The 14528-nt window shown below is 68.9% G+C and carries 13 protein-coding genes; 7 read left to right on the top strand and 6 right to left on the bottom strand.

Features of this window, described 5'->3' with window-relative positions:
- Nucleotides 1-213 precede the first annotated feature (213 nt).
- The 4 genes from D7Y21_RS17950 (at nucleotide 214) to D7Y21_RS17935 (ending at nucleotide 3612) form a co-directional block, all read left to right on the top strand.
- A complete protein-coding gene (locus D7Y21_RS17950) occupies nucleotides 214-843 on the top strand; it encodes a type IV pilin protein (RefSeq protein ID WP_120566322.1) in 630 nt (209 codons plus the stop codon).
- Nucleotides 844-965: 122 nt separating this feature from the next.
- Nucleotides 966-1871, top strand: a complete 906-nt coding sequence (locus D7Y21_RS17945) for a pilus assembly protein PilG (RefSeq protein ID WP_121714634.1) — start codon at nucleotides 966-968, stop codon at nucleotides 1869-1871.
- Nucleotides 1868-2848 (top strand): ABC transporter ATP-binding protein, encoded by a 981-nt coding sequence (locus D7Y21_RS17940; protein ID WP_121714632.1) that lies wholly within the window; start codon nucleotides 1868-1870, stop codon nucleotides 2846-2848. Before D7Y21_RS17945 ends, D7Y21_RS17940 begins: the two co-directional genes overlap by 4 nt.
- Nucleotides 2845-3612: an ABC transporter permease gene (locus tag D7Y21_RS17935; RefSeq protein WP_121714630.1), complete on the top strand. Its 768-nt coding sequence runs from the start codon at nucleotides 2845-2847 to the stop codon at nucleotides 3610-3612. The genes D7Y21_RS17940 and D7Y21_RS17935 overlap by 4 nt, the downstream gene beginning before the upstream one ends.
- A gap of 24 nt (nucleotides 3613-3636) precedes the next feature.
- Here the strand turns inward: D7Y21_RS17935 and D7Y21_RS17930 are convergent, their stop codons facing one another.
- The 6 genes from D7Y21_RS17930 to D7Y21_RS17905 all read right to left on the bottom strand — a co-directional run bounded on the left by D7Y21_RS17930 (nucleotide 3637) and on the right by D7Y21_RS17905 (nucleotide 11971).
- Nucleotides 3637-5070, bottom strand: coding sequence for a sigma-54 dependent transcriptional regulator (locus tag D7Y21_RS17930; RefSeq protein WP_121714628.1), 1434 nt, complete (start codon nucleotides 5068-5070; stop codon nucleotides 3637-3639).
- Nucleotides 5067-6647 carry a nitrogen regulation protein NR(II) gene (locus tag D7Y21_RS17925; protein ID WP_233612166.1) on the bottom strand — a complete coding sequence of 527 codons (1581 nt, stop codon included), beginning with the start codon at nucleotides 6645-6647 and terminating at the stop codon, nucleotides 5067-5069. The genes D7Y21_RS17930 and D7Y21_RS17925 overlap by 4 nt, the downstream gene beginning before the upstream one ends.
- 4 nt (nucleotides 6648-6651) lie before the next feature.
- Nucleotides 6652-7908 (bottom strand): type II secretion system F family protein, encoded by a 1257-nt coding sequence (locus D7Y21_RS17920; RefSeq protein WP_120566317.1) that lies wholly within the window; start codon nucleotides 7906-7908, stop codon nucleotides 6652-6654.
- A 55-nt stretch (nucleotides 7909-7963) separates the two neighbouring features.
- Nucleotides 7964-9076: a type IV pilus twitching motility protein PilT gene (locus D7Y21_RS17915; protein ID WP_120566316.1), complete on the bottom strand. Its 1113-nt coding sequence runs from the start codon at nucleotides 9074-9076 to the stop codon at nucleotides 7964-7966.
- 48 nt (nucleotides 9077-9124) lie between these two features.
- The gene (pilB, locus tag D7Y21_RS17910; protein ID WP_120566315.1) at nucleotides 9125-10825 is read right to left on the bottom strand and encodes a type IV-A pilus assembly ATPase PilB; all 1701 of its coding nucleotides are present in this window, start codon (nucleotides 10823-10825) and stop codon (nucleotides 9125-9127) included.
- A gap of 219 nt (nucleotides 10826-11044) precedes the next feature.
- Nucleotides 11045-11971, bottom strand: a complete 927-nt coding sequence (locus D7Y21_RS17905; protein WP_121714625.1) for a bifunctional riboflavin kinase/FAD synthetase — start codon at nucleotides 11969-11971, stop codon at nucleotides 11045-11047.
- An 81-nt stretch (nucleotides 11972-12052) separates the two neighbouring features.
- On the opposite strand from D7Y21_RS17905, the gene D7Y21_RS17900 reads away from it, so the two are divergent.
- From D7Y21_RS17900 to D7Y21_RS17890, 3 genes are all read left to right on the top strand, one after another.
- Entirely contained in the window at nucleotides 12053-12673 is a 621-nt protein-coding gene (locus D7Y21_RS17900) for a tRNA (guanosine(46)-N(7))-methyltransferase TrmB (RefSeq protein ID WP_121714623.1), read from the top strand.
- A 174-nt stretch (nucleotides 12674-12847) separates the two neighbouring features.
- Nucleotides 12848-13891, top strand: a complete 1044-nt coding sequence (locus D7Y21_RS17895) for a diguanylate cyclase (protein ID WP_120566312.1) — start codon at nucleotides 12848-12850, stop codon at nucleotides 13889-13891.
- 50 nt (nucleotides 13892-13941) lie between these two features.
- Nucleotides 13942-14355 carry a hypothetical protein gene (locus D7Y21_RS17890; protein WP_120566311.1) on the top strand — a complete coding sequence of 138 codons (414 nt, stop codon included), beginning with the start codon at nucleotides 13942-13944 and terminating at the stop codon, nucleotides 14353-14355.
- The last annotated feature ends 173 nt before the right edge of the window (nucleotides 14356-14528 follow it).

Raw genomic sequence — 14528 nt, 5'->3', positions numbered from 1 at the left:
CCGCCGCTTCCGAAGCTGGCGACTGCGCGATGGAGGACGAAAACCGTCAGCGTCAGTGACAAAAATTGGCAGGCCCGCCGGTGATCCACCCCCTGCCTCGGCCGCCTGCCCTGGGAATCCCGGTGGTTGGGCGAAGTGTTCGGCCTGGCACTCTTCATGCTAAGAGTTCGCACGTCGTTCAACCCCCCTCTGCCTGCCGCGGAGTTCCCAAACATGATGAACCGTCTCTTCCGGAAGAAGGGTGGCTTCACCCTGATCGAGCTGATGATCGTGGTCGCCATCATCGGCATCCTGGCCGCCATCGCCATCCCGAACTTCATCCGCTTCCAGGCGAAGTCCAAGCAGTCGGAGGCGAAGACGAACCTGAAGGCCATCTTCACGGCCCAGAAGGCGTACTTCGGAGAGAAGGACAAGTACCAGGTGAACTTCACGGTCATCGGCTTTGATCCCGAGGCCGGCAACCGCTACAGCTACGGCATGGCCACGGCCTGCAACACCCCCGTCAACGCGACCCCCACGGATCGCCGCCCGGGCGCCATCCTCGGCTGCATCGGCCAGGACGCGCTGAAGTTCCCCACGGGGCCGGCCGCCGCGGACGCCGTCAACGCGGTGGGCGTGAACCCGGACATCGACACGTGCCCGAACTGCTCGTTCAACGCGACGGCGATCGGCAACGTGGACAACGATCCCGAGGGTGACACCTGGGGCATCACGTCCAACACGGTCGCCGGTGAGGCCGTCGTGCAGAACCCCTGCGGCATCGACGAGGACACCCCGAACGGCCTGAACCTGGTCGCGGGCGAGCCCACCAACGCGTTCAACGACGTGAGCTGCGGCGGTTAATTCGCTGCACGCCGTGCAAGCCTGCCGGGCTCGCTTCATTTGATTCACCGAAGCGGCTCGACATGGCACAATCAACGGGGCGCCCGGGCATTTCGGGCGTCCCGTTGTCGTTTCGTGAGGCCATGCGAAAGCTGCCCCTGCTGCGATTCGTTCCGGGACTGCTGCTGGTAGCCCTCCTGTCCGCGCCGCCCGTCCCCCCGCGCAGGCAAGGCGGCGGTCCCCTGCTCCCACGCCCCGACCTGCTCAAGGCGCTGTTCACCGCGCAGAAGGGCCTGGTGACGGACTACTTCTGGATCCTCATGCTCAACCGCATTGGCAGCGCGGTCCGGGCGGAGGACTACCTCCACGTCTCCGACTACGCGGAGCTGGTGACGAACCTGGATCCGAAGTTCCGGCAGGCGTACCTCTACGGAGGCCTCACCATCCCCGTCTACACGGGCAAGGGCGGCTACCTCAACACGGCGGAGTCCACGGCCCTGTTGCGCAAGGGCGTGGCGAACGTCCCCCACGACCAGCCCCTGACCTTCCAGCTCGCGTACAACCTGATGTTCTTCGAGCGGAAGTACAAGGAAGCCGCGGACCTCATCCAGGAGATGTCCCGGTGGGAGGGTGCCCCGCCCTACTTCGCCGCGCTCGCGACGCGCCTGTACGCGCAGTCCGGTGACTTCGACGCGAGCATGTCGTTGACCCTGGCGCTGCGCGACAGCGCGGAGGACGAGGAGTCGCGCGCCTTCTACGAGCAGCGCATCCAGGAGATCCAGCAGGAGCGCGTGCTCCGGGGCATCGACGAGGCCATCGCCCGCTACCGCGCTCGCGAGGGACGCCTGCCCGACACGCTGCCCGCGCTGGTGACCGCGGGCGACCTGCGCATGCTTCCCGCGGATCCGCTGGGCGGGGAGTTCTTCCTGGGCGAGGACGGCCGGGCCTACTCCAACGCCTCCAGGTTCCGGCTGGAGCTCATCCAGGACGAGAAGGACGAAAGCGGCGAACGCATCCTGCCCAAGCCCCGGACGACCCAAGCGCCATGACGACACCCCATCCTGACGCCCCTCCCATCCTGGCCCAGGGGCTCGCCAAGACCTACAAGGTCGGCTTCTGGTTCAACCGCACCGTGCGCGCCCTGCAGTCGCTGGACCTCCAGGTCGGTGCCGGGCAGATCTACGGCCTGCTCGGCCCCAACGGCGCGGGCAAGTCCACCACCATCAAGATCTTGATGAACCTGGTGCGCCCCAGCAGCGGGGTCGCGCGCATCTTCGGCCAGCCGGTGGATGCGGCCGCCACCCGGCGGCTGGTGGGCTTCCTGCCGGAGAACCCCGCCCCGTACGAGTACCTCACGGGCCGGGAGTTCGTGACGCTGGCCGGACAGCTCGCGGGCCTGAGCGGCCAGGAGCTGGACGTGCGCGTCAAGGAGGTCCTGGGCTCCGTGGAGATGGCGGGCGCGGAGAAGCTGCAGATCCGCCGCTACTCCAAGGGCATGGTGCAGCGCGTGGCGCTGGCCCAGGCGCTGGTGAGCCGGCCGAAGCTGCTCATCCTGGATGAGCCGACAAGCGGGTTGGATCCGCTGGGCCGCCGCCAGATGCGCGACCTCATCCTGGCGGAGCGGGAGAAGGGCACCACGGTCCTCTTCTGCAGCCACATCATCCCGGACGTCGAGTCGCTGTGCGACCGGCTGGCGGTGCTGGTGGGCGGACGGCTGGTGCGCGAAGGCAGCGTCCGGGAGCTGGTGTCCGCGCAGGTGCCCACCGTGGAGGTCGTGGTGGAGGGCATGGCGCCGGACGCGGTGAAGGGGCTGGGCATTCCCCTGGAGTCGCTCCAGGCGCTCGATGGCCGCGTGCTGCTCCAGGTGTCGGACGTGGACACCCAGCGGCTCTTGAGCGGCGTGCTGGGCGCCGGGGGCCGGGTGAACCAGGTGCAGCCGGCGCGGTTCTCGCTGGAGCAGCTGTTCATGAACGCGCTCAAGGAGTCCGGGCGCGCGTCCACCGTGGGCGGGGAGATCAATACATGAGCGCCTTCAGCGCGATGATGTGGAATGGCTTTCGCGAGGCGCGCCGCAACCGGGTGACGGTGGTGGTGGGCGTGTTCGCCGCGGTGGTGCTGCTTTCCTCCACGCTGGTGACGGAGGTGACGGTCACCACGTTCGACCGCGTGCTGACGGACTTCGGCCTGGGGATGATGAGCATCATCCTCGTCTTCCTGGCGGTGTTCCTGTCGAGCAGCCTGCTCAGCCGCGAAATCGAGCGGCGCACCATCTTCCTGGTGGTGAGCAAGCCTGTGTCTCGCACGCAGTTCCTGCTGGCGCGGCTGGCCGGCACCATGCTGACGCTGGGCGCGCTGCTGGTGGCGATGACGCTCGTCTTCCTGAGTCAACTGCTGCTGTTCCGCGCGGAGATCACCTCCACGCAGCTGCTGGCGAGCGCGGGCCTGTGGTTCGAGCTGCTCGTCATCAGCAGCGTGGGCATCCTCTTCTCCAGCTTCGCGGGCCCGGCGGTGTCGGCCATCGCCACCACGGGCCTGTACTTCACCGGGCACCTGACGGGCGACCTCTACGCCATCGCCAGCCGCTCGGAGAGCACGTTCATCCAGGTGATGGGCAAGACAATCTATTACGCGCTGCCCAACCTGGAGCGGGTGAACTTCCGTCCGCAGGCCACGTACGCGCTGCCGGTGGACGCCAGCACCTTCCTGTCCGGCGCGGCCTACAGCGTCGCGTGGGCGGGCGTGCTCATCGCCCTGGCCACCGTCATCTTCGAGCGGCGCGACTTCCGCTGACGTGAGGCACGCTGGCCCCGGGCTTCAGGCCCGGGGCGTCGGCTCGTCCAGCTCCTCGGTGAGGCCGTGCTTGGCCAGCCGGTAGCGGAAGGAGCGGAAGGACAGCCCCAGGAGCTCCGCGGCGCGCGTCTTCACCCCTTGCGCCTGCTTGAGCGCGGCCAGCAGGTGGCGCCGCTCGCTGTCGTCCAGGTGGCGCTCCAGGTTGAAGCCCGCCCCCATCGCGGGCTCGCCGGCCTCGCCGGAGCGGGCCTGGGGCTCCGCCTCGCCGCGCACCGTGGGCGGCAGCGTCGTGGGCCCCAGCAGGTCCGAGTCCGACAGCGTGGCCGCGCGCTCCACCATGTTCTGCAACTGGCGCACGTTGCCCGGGAACGCGTAGCGCTCCATCAGGGCCAGCGTCTCCGGGGCGAACCGCAGCGCCGGGCGGCCCAGCTCCTCCGACAGGCGCGCCAGGAAGTGGGTCGCCAACGGGGCGATGTCGTCCGGGCGCTCGCGCAGGGCGGGCAGCTCCAGGGTGATGACGTTGAGCCGGTAGAAGAGGTCCTCGCGGAAGCGCCCCGCCTTCACCTCCGCCTCCAGCCGGCGGTTGGTGGCGGCGATGACGCGCGCGTGGAAGGGAATCTCCGCCGCGCTGCCCACGGGCTTCACCTTGCGCTCCTGCAGCACGCGCAAGAGCTTCACCTGCGTGGACAGGGGCATCTCCCCCACCTCGTCCAGCATCACCGTGCCCTCGCCCGCGGAGACCAGCAGGCCCGGACGCTCGTGCGTGGCGCCGGTGAAGGAGCCCTTCATGTGGCCGAAGAGCTCGCTCTCCAGCACGCCCTCGTTGAGGGCGCCGCAGTTGAAGGGCAGGAAGGGCTGGGCGGCGCGCTGGCCGCGCAGGTGGATGGCCCGGGCCACCAGCTCCTTGCCGGTGCCGCTCTCCCCCGTCACCAGCACCGTGCTGCGCCCCGGGGCCACCTTCTCCACCAGGTGCCACAGCGCGCGCATGCGGGGGCTGGAGCCCACCATCAGCCCGCCCAGGCCCGGCAGGAGCCGCTCCTTCAGCGTGATGTTCTCCTGGCGCAGCGCGCGCTTCTCCAGCGCCTTGTGCACCAGCTGCCGCAGCTCCTCGTTGTCGAAGGGCTTGCAGATGTAGTCGTAGGCGCCCTCGCGCATGGCCTCCACCGCGGAGGAGGGCGTGCCGAAGGCGGTGATGAGCACCACCTCCGGCGGCTCCTTGCGCGCGCGCGCCGCCCGCAGCACGTCCAGCCCGCTGCCGCCGGGGCCCAGCTTCATGTCGGAGATGACCAGGTCCACGGAGTCCCGGGCCAGCACCTCGCAGGCGGCCGCCACCGCGGGCACGCTCGTCACCGCGTAGCCGTCCCGCACGAGCAGGATTTCGAGGTACTCGCGCATGGACAGCTCGTCGTCCACCACCAGCACGTGGCCGCGCGGCCCCCCCTCATGGAGCGCGCTCACAGCGGCAGCCCCACCAGGAATTCGGTGCCTTCAGCCGGGTGCGATGTCACGCGGATGGTGCCGCCGTGCGCGCGGATGAGGGAGTGCGCGGTGGACAGGCCCAGCCCGGTGCCACCGCTCCGCGTGGTGAAGAACGGTTCGAACAGGTGTCCCATCATCTCCTCCGTGATGCTGCCGGCCGAGTCCCAAACCCGAATCTGCGCTTCTTGGTCCGCCCGTGCCAGGGCCACGCGCACCGTGCCCCGCGCCCCCGCCGCCTGACAGCCGTTGCGCACCAGGTTGATAAGCACCTGGCGCAGCTGATCCGGATCCACCTGCGCCGTCAGCGGCTGGGGCACCCGCACCTCCAGGGTCACCTCGCGCGTGAGGGGGTCCGCGCGCAGCATGTCCACCGTCTCCGACACCAGCGTGTCCAGCGCCACCGCGCGGCGCTGCGGCTGGGGCGGGCGGGCAAAGCGCAGGAAGTCCTCCACCAGCCGCGCCAGCCGGTCCGACTCGCGCGTGAGGATGCCGGTGAGCCGCTGCACCACCGCGTCCTGCGACTGCTCCTGGGCCAGCAGCTGCGCGGAGCCGCGCATGGAGGCCAGCGGGTTGCGCAGCTCGTGCGCGAGCTGCGCGGAGAGTGTTCCCAGGCTCGCGAGCCGGTCCGTGCGCTTCAGGTCTTCCTCCATGCGCCGCAGGTCGGTGAGGTCCTGGAAGACGATGAGCAGCGCGCCCGCTTCACCCTCCAGGGGCGACACCGACAGGCCCAGCACCCGCTTGCCGCCCGGCGTCTGCACTGGCAGCTCGCTCCGGATGGAGCGCGGCGCCAGCGTGGACACGCCCGGCAGCAGCTTCTCCAGGGGCTGCCCCACGCACGCGAGGGCGTCCTCCTGGAGGATGCCGCTGCCCGCGGTGTTGAGGAAGGTGACGCGCCGGTGGACGTCGCAGGTGACGAGCCCGGACGGCATGGAGGACAGGATGAGCTGCTGGAGCCGCCCCAGCCGGCGCAGGTCCGCCTCGCTTTGGGACAGCGCGCCGCCGGTGGCGGACAGCTGGCGCGACAGGTAGCCGGACAGGACGGCGATGAGCACCAGCGCCAGCGCGTTGCTGCCCAGCACGAAGAGCACCCGCGAGGGCGACACCATGACGCTGCCCGCGGGCGTGGTGAGCCCCATCACCAGCAAGAGCGCGGTGAAGGCGAACGTGGACACGGCCGCGGCCACCAGCGCGCCGCGCCAGTCCAGCACCACCGCCGCGCCGATGACGGCCAGGCTGTAGAGGAACGTGAGCGGGGAGTCCGCGCCGCCGCTCAGGTAGACGAGCCCGGTGGCGATGAGCACGTCGCCCACCACCTGCACCGTGGCGTCCAGGCGCCCGGCCGTGCCCCGGCGCAGCCGCAGGCCCGTCACCACGGTGAGGAGGTAGGCGCCCGCGATGACCGCGAACGACAAAGAGTCCGCGCGGCTGGGCTCCTGCACGGGCTGGGTCACCAGCCGCACCACCGTCACGACGAGCGACAGGCTCGCCGCCACGGTGCGGAACAACACCAGCCACACCAGGCGCGAGCGCAGCCCCGGGGCCACGCTTCGCGCCACCGCGTTACTTGATCGCGCCGGCAAGCGAGAAGATGGGCAGGTACATGGCGATGAGGAAGCCGCCGACCACGCCGCCGAGGAACACCATCAGGATGGGTTCGATCATCGACGTCAGCGCGCCGATGGCCGTGTCCACTTCGTCGTCGTAGAAGTCGGCGATCTTGTTGAGCATGGTGTCCATGGCGCCCGTCGCCTCACCGACGCCAATCATCTGCACCACCATGGACGGGAACACCTTGGTCTCCAGGAGCGGACCCGCGATGTTCTTGCCCTCGGCGATCTTCCCGCGCACGTAGTAGATGGCCTCTTCCACCGTGCGGTTGCCGGCCGTCTTCGCCGTCACGTCCAGCGCGTCCAGGATGGGCACACCAGAAGAGATCATCGTGCCCAGGGTGCGCGTGAAGCGCGCCACCGCCACCTTGCGAAGCACGTCGCCGAACAGGGGCAGCTTGAGGAAGGTCTTGTCCCAGAACTTGCGGCCCCTGGGCTGGCGGTAGCTCCAGGTGAAGGCGAAGACGATGGCGCCGATGGCCACGACGGTGTGGAGGAAGTACGCCTGGGCGAACTTCGACATGTCCACGACGACCTGCGTGGGGCCCGGCAGCGCGGAGCCGAAGTCCGAGAACATCTTCTCGAAGACGGGCGTCACCTTGAGCAGCAGCAGCGCCGTCACGCCGATGGCCACCAGGATGACCACCGTCGGGTAGGTCATGGCGCCCTTGACCTTCGCCTTGAGCTTCTCGTTCTTCTCACGGTAGGCGGCGAGCCGGTTGAGGATGGTGTCGAGGATACCGCCCACCTCGCCCGCGGCGCACAGCTGCACGTAGAGCTCGTCGAAGACCTTGGGGTGCTCCTTCAGCGCGTCCGCGAAGGTGCTGCCCTGCTCCACCTTGCTCTTGATGGCGAACACCACCTTCTTGAAGGCGGGGTTGTCCATCTGGCTGGCCAGGATGTCCAAGCACTGCACCAGCGGCAGGCCCGCGTCGATCATCGTCGCGAACTGACGGGTGAAGATGAGGATGTCCTTGCCCGTCACGCCGCCCATGCCGGGCAGGGTTATCTCCCCGTCGAGCGCGCTCTTCTTGCGCACCTTCGTCGGGTTGAGGCCCAGGGACTTCAGGCGCGCGTTGACGGCCTCGACGTCCGAGGCCTCCATCTCGCCCTTCTTGTTCTCCCCGCTCTTGGTCTTCGCCTCCCAGAGGAACTGGGCCGTGTTCTTCTTGGACGCTGTCGCCTTCTGCTGCACTGCAGGTGCTGCCATGACGGGACCTCCGGGGAGGGCGAGGAGTCTAACCTGTGATTTTCATGCCCCAAAACTAACGGGCGCCCGCTCCCCCGGCCGGCCGCTGGGCTCCACCCGGTCCACCGCCCGAGGCGAGGATGTTGCGCAGCTCCTCCGGGTCGGAGGAACGGCCGAAGGCCTCGTCCTGGGAGATGACCCGGCGCGCCAGAAGGGCGGCCAGCGCCTGGTTGAACGTCTGCATGCCGTACTTCGCCTGACCCACCTGCATGGACGAGTAGATCTGGTGGACCTTGTCCTCGCGGATGAGGTTCCGGATGGCGGGGTTGGGCACCATGACCTCCAGGGCCAGCACGCGGCCCGGGCCGCCCTGCTTGGCGACGAGCGCCTGGCTCATCACGCCCTCCAACACGAAGGACAGCTGCGCGCGAACCTGGGGCTGCTGGTACGGGGGGAACACGTCCAGCACGCGGTTGATGGTCTGCACCGCGCTGTTGGTGTGCAGCGTCGCGTAGCAGATGTGGCCCGTCTCCGCGATGGTGAGCGCCGCTTCGATGGTCTCCAGGTCGCGGAGCTCACCGACGAGCACGATGTCCGGGTCCTGGCGGAGGATGTACTTGAGGGCCGTCTTGAAGTTGCGCGTGTCCGCACCGACCTCGCGCTGGTTCACCAGGCAGTTCTTGTGCGGGTGCAGGTACTCGATGGGGTCCTCGATGGTCATGATGTGCTCATGACGCTCGGTGTTGATCTTGTCGATCATCGAGGCCAGCGTGGTGGACTTGCCGGAGCCCGTGGGGCCCGTCACCAGGATGAGGCCGCGCGGCTTCTTCACCAGCTCCGCCACCACCGGCGGCAGGCCCAGCTCCTGGAACGTCAAAATCTTGAAGGGAATCGTGCGGAACGCACCGGCGACGGCGCCGCGCTGCATGAAGATGTTCGCGCGGAAGCGCGACAGGCCCTTCACGCCGAACGACAGGTCCAGCTCGTTCTCCTCCTCGAACTTGTGCTTCTGGGCGTCCGTGAGGATGGAGTAGCAGAGCTGCTTGGTCTCCACGGGCGTGAGCGGCGCCGTCTTGAGCGGGACGAGCTCACCGTCCACGCGGAGCTGCGGCGGCGAGCCGGTGGTGATGTGGAGGTCGGAAGAGCCCTTCTCGACCATCGCCTTGAGGAGCTGGTGCAGGTTGGCCACGGATGCGTGTCCTGTCGGAGGAAGAAGTGTGGGGAGGAGGTGGGGTGACTAGAAGCGGTCCGGCGCGGTGTTGCCCACGACCTCTTCGAGCGTCGTCATTCCGTCCATGAGCTTCTTGAGCGCGCTCATGCGCAGGCTGCTCATGCCCAGGCGGATGGCCTCCTGCTTGAGCTCCGCGGCGGAGGCGCCGTTGATGACCAGCTCCTTGAGGCCATCCCAGAAGGGCATGACCTCGTAGATGGCCACGCGGCCGCGGTAGCCGCGGTCGTTGCAGTCGCGGCAGCCGACCTTCTCGTACATGGTGAAGGTGCCAATCTTGTCCGGCGGGATGCCCGCGTCGATGAGGGCCTGCTCGTCCACCTTCTCCGCGGGGCGCTTGCAGGCCGGGCACAGGCGGCGCGCCAGACGCTGGGCGAGGATGAGGTTGAGCGACGCCGTCACGAGGAACGGCTCGATGCCCATGTTGAGCAGGCGGCTCACCGTGCCCGGGGCGTCGTTGGTGTGCAGCGTGGAGAGCACCAGGTGGCCCGTGAGCGCCGCCTTCACGCCGATTTCCGCCGTCTCGAAGTCGCGGATCTCACCGATCATGATGATGTCGGGGTCCTGGCGGAGGAAGGAGCGCAGGCCGGCCGCGAAGTTCAGGCCGATGTCCTCGTGCATCTGCACCTGGTTGATGCCGGCGAAGTTGAATTCGACCGGGTCCTCCGCGGTGCAGATGTTGGTGCCCACGTCGTTGAGGCTGGAGAGCGCGGAGTACAGCGTCGTCGTCTTGCCGGAGCCCGTGGGGCCCGTCACCAGCACCATGCCGTAGGGCCGGTCGATGGCCTCCTTGAACCAGGCCAGGGGCTGCGGGTCGAAGCCCAGCTTCGTCATGTCCAGCTGCAGGTTGCTCTTGTCGAGCAAGCGCATCACGACCTTCTCGCCGAAGAGCGTGGGGCACACGCTCACGCGGAAGTCCATCTCCTTGCCGCCGCCGATCTTGATCTTGATGCGGCCGTCCTGCGGCAGGCGCCGTTCGGAGATGTCCAGCGACGCCATGATCTTCAGACGGCTGGTGATGGCGTTGCGCAGCTTCATGGGCGGGCGCATCACCTCGTACATCACGCCGTCGATGCGGAAGCGGACCCGGAAGTCCTTCTCGTACGGCTCGATGTGGATGTCGGACGCGCCCTTCTTGATGGCGTCCATGAGGATGAGGTTCACCAGCTTGACCACGGGCGCGTCATCCGCGGCCTTGGCCATCTCATCCACGTTCTCCTGCTCCTCCTTGGCGACCTCGATGTCGTCGCCCACGTCGCCGACGATGTCCTCCAGCGAGGGGCCCTTCTCCGCGTAGTAGCGCTCGATGGCTTCGCGGATGGAGATTTCCGACGCGACGACGGCTTCGATGTTGTAGCCGGTGAGGAACTTCAGGTCGTCCACCGCGAAGATGTTGGACGGGTCGCACATGGCCACGATGAGGGAGGGCCCTGCGCGGTTGACCGGGATCACCAGGTGCTTCTCGGCCACTTCCTTGGGCACGAGCTTGATGATGTCCGGATCAATGTCGAAGTCCTTCAGGTTGATGGCCGGGACGCCGTACTGCTTCGACAAGAAGTCGGTGAGCTTCGATTCCTCGATGGCGCCCGTCTTGATGAGCGCCGTGCCGATGCGCGCGCCACTCTTCTGCTGCTCCTCCTGCGCCTTGCGGAGTTGCTGGACGGAGATGAGGTTCTCGCGCACCAGCAATTCACCGAGTCGACCGGACATTTCTGGGATGCCTCTTTGAGCGTGAGGAGGGAACAGCCAGAGCCCCGGCTGTCAGCGGGACCCGCGGGGGGGAATGAGGCCATGCTACAGGGGCCTGAAGCCCTGGCACGGATCCTCCCGGATTAGAGGAAACCGATGCGCGGCCTGTCAAGGCGCCCTGGCGTGCTCCCTTGCTGTCCGGAGCCCCCTTCCAGAGGGCCGCCCCTGGGATCTGGAGCCCTACCCGTCGCCGCGGGCCACCACGGTGCGGGCGGCCTCCACGTCGCGTTTGATTTGACCCACCAACTCGGCGGCGGAGCCAAAGCGCTGCTCGGGCCGCAGCCGCTCCAGGAACTGCACCCGCAGCTCCTTGCCGTAGAGGTCGCCGGTGAAGTCCAGGAGGTGCGCCTCGATGGTGACCTCCGTGCCACCAAAGGTGGGCTTCACGCCGATGTTGGCCGCCCCCGGCCGCCACGGCCCTTCTGCTTCCGCGAGCAGGCGCACGCGGATGGCGTACACGCCGGGCGCGGGCCGCAGCTCGTTCTGCGTGTCCACGTTGGCGGTGGGAAAGCCGATGGTGCGCCCCCGGCCCGCGCCGGAGACCACCGTGCCATCCAGGTCGAACGGGCGGCCGAGCAGGCGCCTGGCCGCGCCCACCCTGCCCTCCAGGATGTACTCGCGGATCCGCGACGAGGACGCGACGACGCCGTCCACGTTCACCGGCTGCACGACGTGCACCCGGGCGCCCCGCTTCGCCGCGGCGTCGCGCAGCGTGGTGACGGTGCCGGCGCGCTGGGCGCCGTAGGTGTAGTCGCTGCCCACGACGACGTGGCCCACGCCCAGCGTGTCGAAGAGGGCGGCCTCGAAGTCCTGCGGCGTGGAGCGCGCGTAGTCGCGGGTGAAGGACTGCACCACCACGTGGGACAGGCCGCACGCGGAGAGCAGCTCCAGCTTGCGCGGCAAGAGCGTAATCAGCTTGGGCGCCAGGTCCGGCTGGAGCACCTTGCCCGGGTGGGGCTGGAAGGTGAGCGCGTTCGAGGGGGCGTGGCGAAGCGCTTCCGCGAAGAGGGCCTGGTGGCCCACGTGCACGCCGTCGAAGTTGCCCAGCGCGAGGGCCTGCCCCTGAAGCTGGCGGCCCGCCTCGGACACGGACTGGAAGACCTTCATGGCCCTTCCCTATACCACCCCGCGCGCTTTTGCCCTGGCCAACCCACGCGGCTCCATGGTTAGAGGCCCCCCGTTCCCGCCATGCGCCCTGCCCTGCTCCCTGAACCGGTCGGCCTCAAGTTCGTCCCCCTGGAAGCGCCCCCGGACTGGGAAGCGGAGTTCGGCTTCACGGGGCCGCTGGAGCTGGAGATCGGCTCCGGGGCGGGCGGGCACGCGCTGGAGTACTGCCGCAGAAACCCCGGCGTGCGCTTCGTGGCCTTCGAGTGGCGCAAGAAGTACGCGCGCGACACGCAGATGCGCGCGGAGAAGGCGGGCATGAAGAACCTGCGCGTCGTCGAATCCGACGCGCGCTTCGTGGTGCCGCGCATCTTCGCCCCCGGGTCGCTGGACGTCATCCACCTGCAGTTCCCCGACCCGTGGTGGAAGCGCTCGCATGCCAAGCGGGCGGTCGTGCAGCCTGATTTCGCGAAGGTGATGCTGGGGCTGCTCAAGCCCGGCGGCCGCTTCGACATGCGCACCGACGTGCAGGACCGCGCGGTGGCCATGCTGGGCATCCTGGAGGGCGCGGGCTTCCACAACCCGCTGGGCGCCGGGGTGTTCCACCCGTACGACCCGGAGGAGGTGCCCTCCACCCGCGAGCGGCGCTACCTGTCGTCCGGAGAGCCCGTGTACCGCGCACGCCTGGTGAAACCCGCGCCGTAGTTTCACCGGCGCCTGTCAGGCCCTGGACGCCCGGCGGCCTCGTGTCCGCGGGTGCCCGGAAGGGCCCTTGGCAGCGCCCTCCACCCGGAGGAGAATCCACCCACGGGGTTCCCGCCCCGGGGGCCACTCGCGACGTCGGGCCACGACCGCATCCTGTTGGGGGGTGGGCGCCTCATGCCGGAAGCCGAAAGGAAACGGATGCCGGAGGGCGTGCGCAGGAGCGGACCCGCCAACGACTTCTCCGGGCGCACCGTGCTCATCGTGGACGATGATCCGGCGCAGATCCGCCACGTGCGTGAGGGCCTGGCCCCGCACGGCTACGTCTTCAAGGAAGCGCTGGACGGGGCGCAGGCGCTGTCCGCCATCCGCGCGGGCCGGCCGGACCTCATCGTGATGGACGTGGAGATGCCGGGCCTGGGCGGCGTGGAGGTGTGCCGCATCGTCAAGGCGAACGCGGGCGAGGGCGGCTTCGGCTTCATCCCCGTCATCCTGATGACGGCCCGGCAGGCGGCGGGCAAGGTGGAGGGGCTGGAGCTGGGCGCGGACGACTACCTGGTGAAGCCCTTCGACATGCTGGAGCTGGGCGCGCGCGTGAAGTCCATGCTGCGGCTCAAGGCGCTGCAGGACGCGCTCCTGGAGAAGAACCGCGAATTGGAGTGGGCCAACCGCGAGCTGGACCGCCGCCGGCAGGAGCTGCTCGCGCTCAGCCGCACGGACGCGCTCACGGGCCTGTTCAACCGGCGCTACTTCGAGGAGCGGCTGAGCGAGGAGTTCATGCGCTCGCGCCGGTACCGCTCCCCGCTGTCGCTGGTGATGCTGGACATCGACCACTTCAAGCGCATCAACGACACCTTCGGCCACCCCTTCGGGGACGAGGTGCTGCGCGCGGTGGCGCACACGGCGCGCGCGACGCTGCGGGAGGTGGACCTGCTGGCCCGCTACGGCGGCGAGGAGTTCATTGCCCTGTTGCCGGAGGCGGCCCCCCAGGACGCGCTCCGGGCGTGCGAGCGGGTGCGCGAGGCGATTGAGCGGCTGGAGCTGACGTGGACGTCGCCGGACGGAATGTCGCAGGAGGTGAAGCTGACCGCGTCGCTGGGCGTGGCGACGGTGCCCGCGGACGACCTTCCGGGCACGGAGGCCCTGCTGCGCGCGGCGGACACGAGCCTGTATTCCGCCAAGGGAACGGGCCGCAATCGCGTCCACCAGCACGCGGCGTGACACACCTCCCGCTTCCCCACGGCGGCGGTTTGACCTAAATCGGAGGCCCCATGCGCCCGCTCGCGATGACGACCTGGCTGCTGTTCGCCCTCCTTGCCCTGGGCGGCTGCAGCCGGCTGCAGCCGGACACCCCCGTGGGGGCCTACCAGACGTTCCACCGACACGTGCAGCGCGGAGAGCTGCCCAAGGCATACGCGGGGCTGTCACAACAGACCCAGCAGGTCCTGAAGACGCGGGCGCAGCAGGTGAGCGACGCGTCGGGGGGAATGGTGAAGCCGGAGCCGCTCGCGCTGTTCTTCGCGAATGTCCCGGTGCCGCCGGATGTTCAGGAGGTTTCGCTGCTCCGGCAGGAGGGCGACGTGGCGACCTTGGTGGTGCGCTCGGCGGGAAGGTCGGGCGAGGTCCGGATGGTGAGGGAACCGTCCGGGTGGAAGGTGGACTTTTCAGCATCCCCCCAGCCGTGAGCCCGGGCATGCCCGGCTCTCGCGCATCAGGTAACGTACAACCGTGAACGACAGGAAGACACGGCGGGTGCTCCCCGCAGTCGAGGTCATCCGGAGACCGGGCTCCACGCCCGGCGGCCCGGTGACTCCGTCCTCGACTGCCCCCACCCCCTCCCCCACGCCGAGGCCCACGC

This window comes from Corallococcus sp. AB045, from assembly GCF_003668895.1.
GTDB classification, from domain to species: domain Bacteria; phylum Myxococcota; class Myxococcia; order Myxococcales; family Myxococcaceae; genus Corallococcus; species Corallococcus coralloides.
Note: the sequence above shows the minus strand (reverse complement) of the source record. Positions and strands in the feature narration are given on the sequence as shown.

Coding starts and splice junctions, on each gene's coding strand:
- D7Y21_RS17890 (WP_120566311.1), top strand. CDS start 13,942: ATGCGCCCGCTCGCGATGACGACCTGGCTGCTGTTCGCCCTCCTTGCC.
- D7Y21_RS17945 (WP_121714634.1), top strand. CDS start 966: ATGCGAAAGCTGCCCCTGCTGCGATTCGTTCCGGGACTGCTGCTGGTA.
- pilB (WP_120566315.1), bottom strand. CDS start 10,825: ATGTCCGGTCGACTCGGTGAATTGCTGGTGCGCGAGAACCTCATCTCC.
- D7Y21_RS17920 (WP_120566317.1), bottom strand. CDS start 7,908: ATGGCAGCACCTGCAGTGCAGCAGAAGGCGACAGCGTCCAAGAAGAAC.
- D7Y21_RS17895 (WP_120566312.1), top strand. CDS start 12,848: ATGCCGGAAGCCGAAAGGAAACGGATGCCGGAGGGCGTGCGCAGGAGC.
- D7Y21_RS17950 (WP_120566322.1), top strand. CDS start 214: ATGATGAACCGTCTCTTCCGGAAGAAGGGTGGCTTCACCCTGATCGAG.
- D7Y21_RS17935 (WP_121714630.1), top strand. CDS start 2,845: ATGAGCGCCTTCAGCGCGATGATGTGGAATGGCTTTCGCGAGGCGCGC.
- D7Y21_RS17900 (WP_121714623.1), top strand. CDS start 12,053: ATGCGCCCTGCCCTGCTCCCTGAACCGGTCGGCCTCAAGTTCGTCCCC.
- D7Y21_RS17940 (WP_121714632.1), top strand. CDS start 1,868: ATGACGACACCCCATCCTGACGCCCCTCCCATCCTGGCCCAGGGGCTC.
- D7Y21_RS17905 (WP_121714625.1), bottom strand. CDS start 11,971: ATGAAGGTCTTCCAGTCCGTGTCCGAGGCGGGCCGCCAGCTTCAGGGG.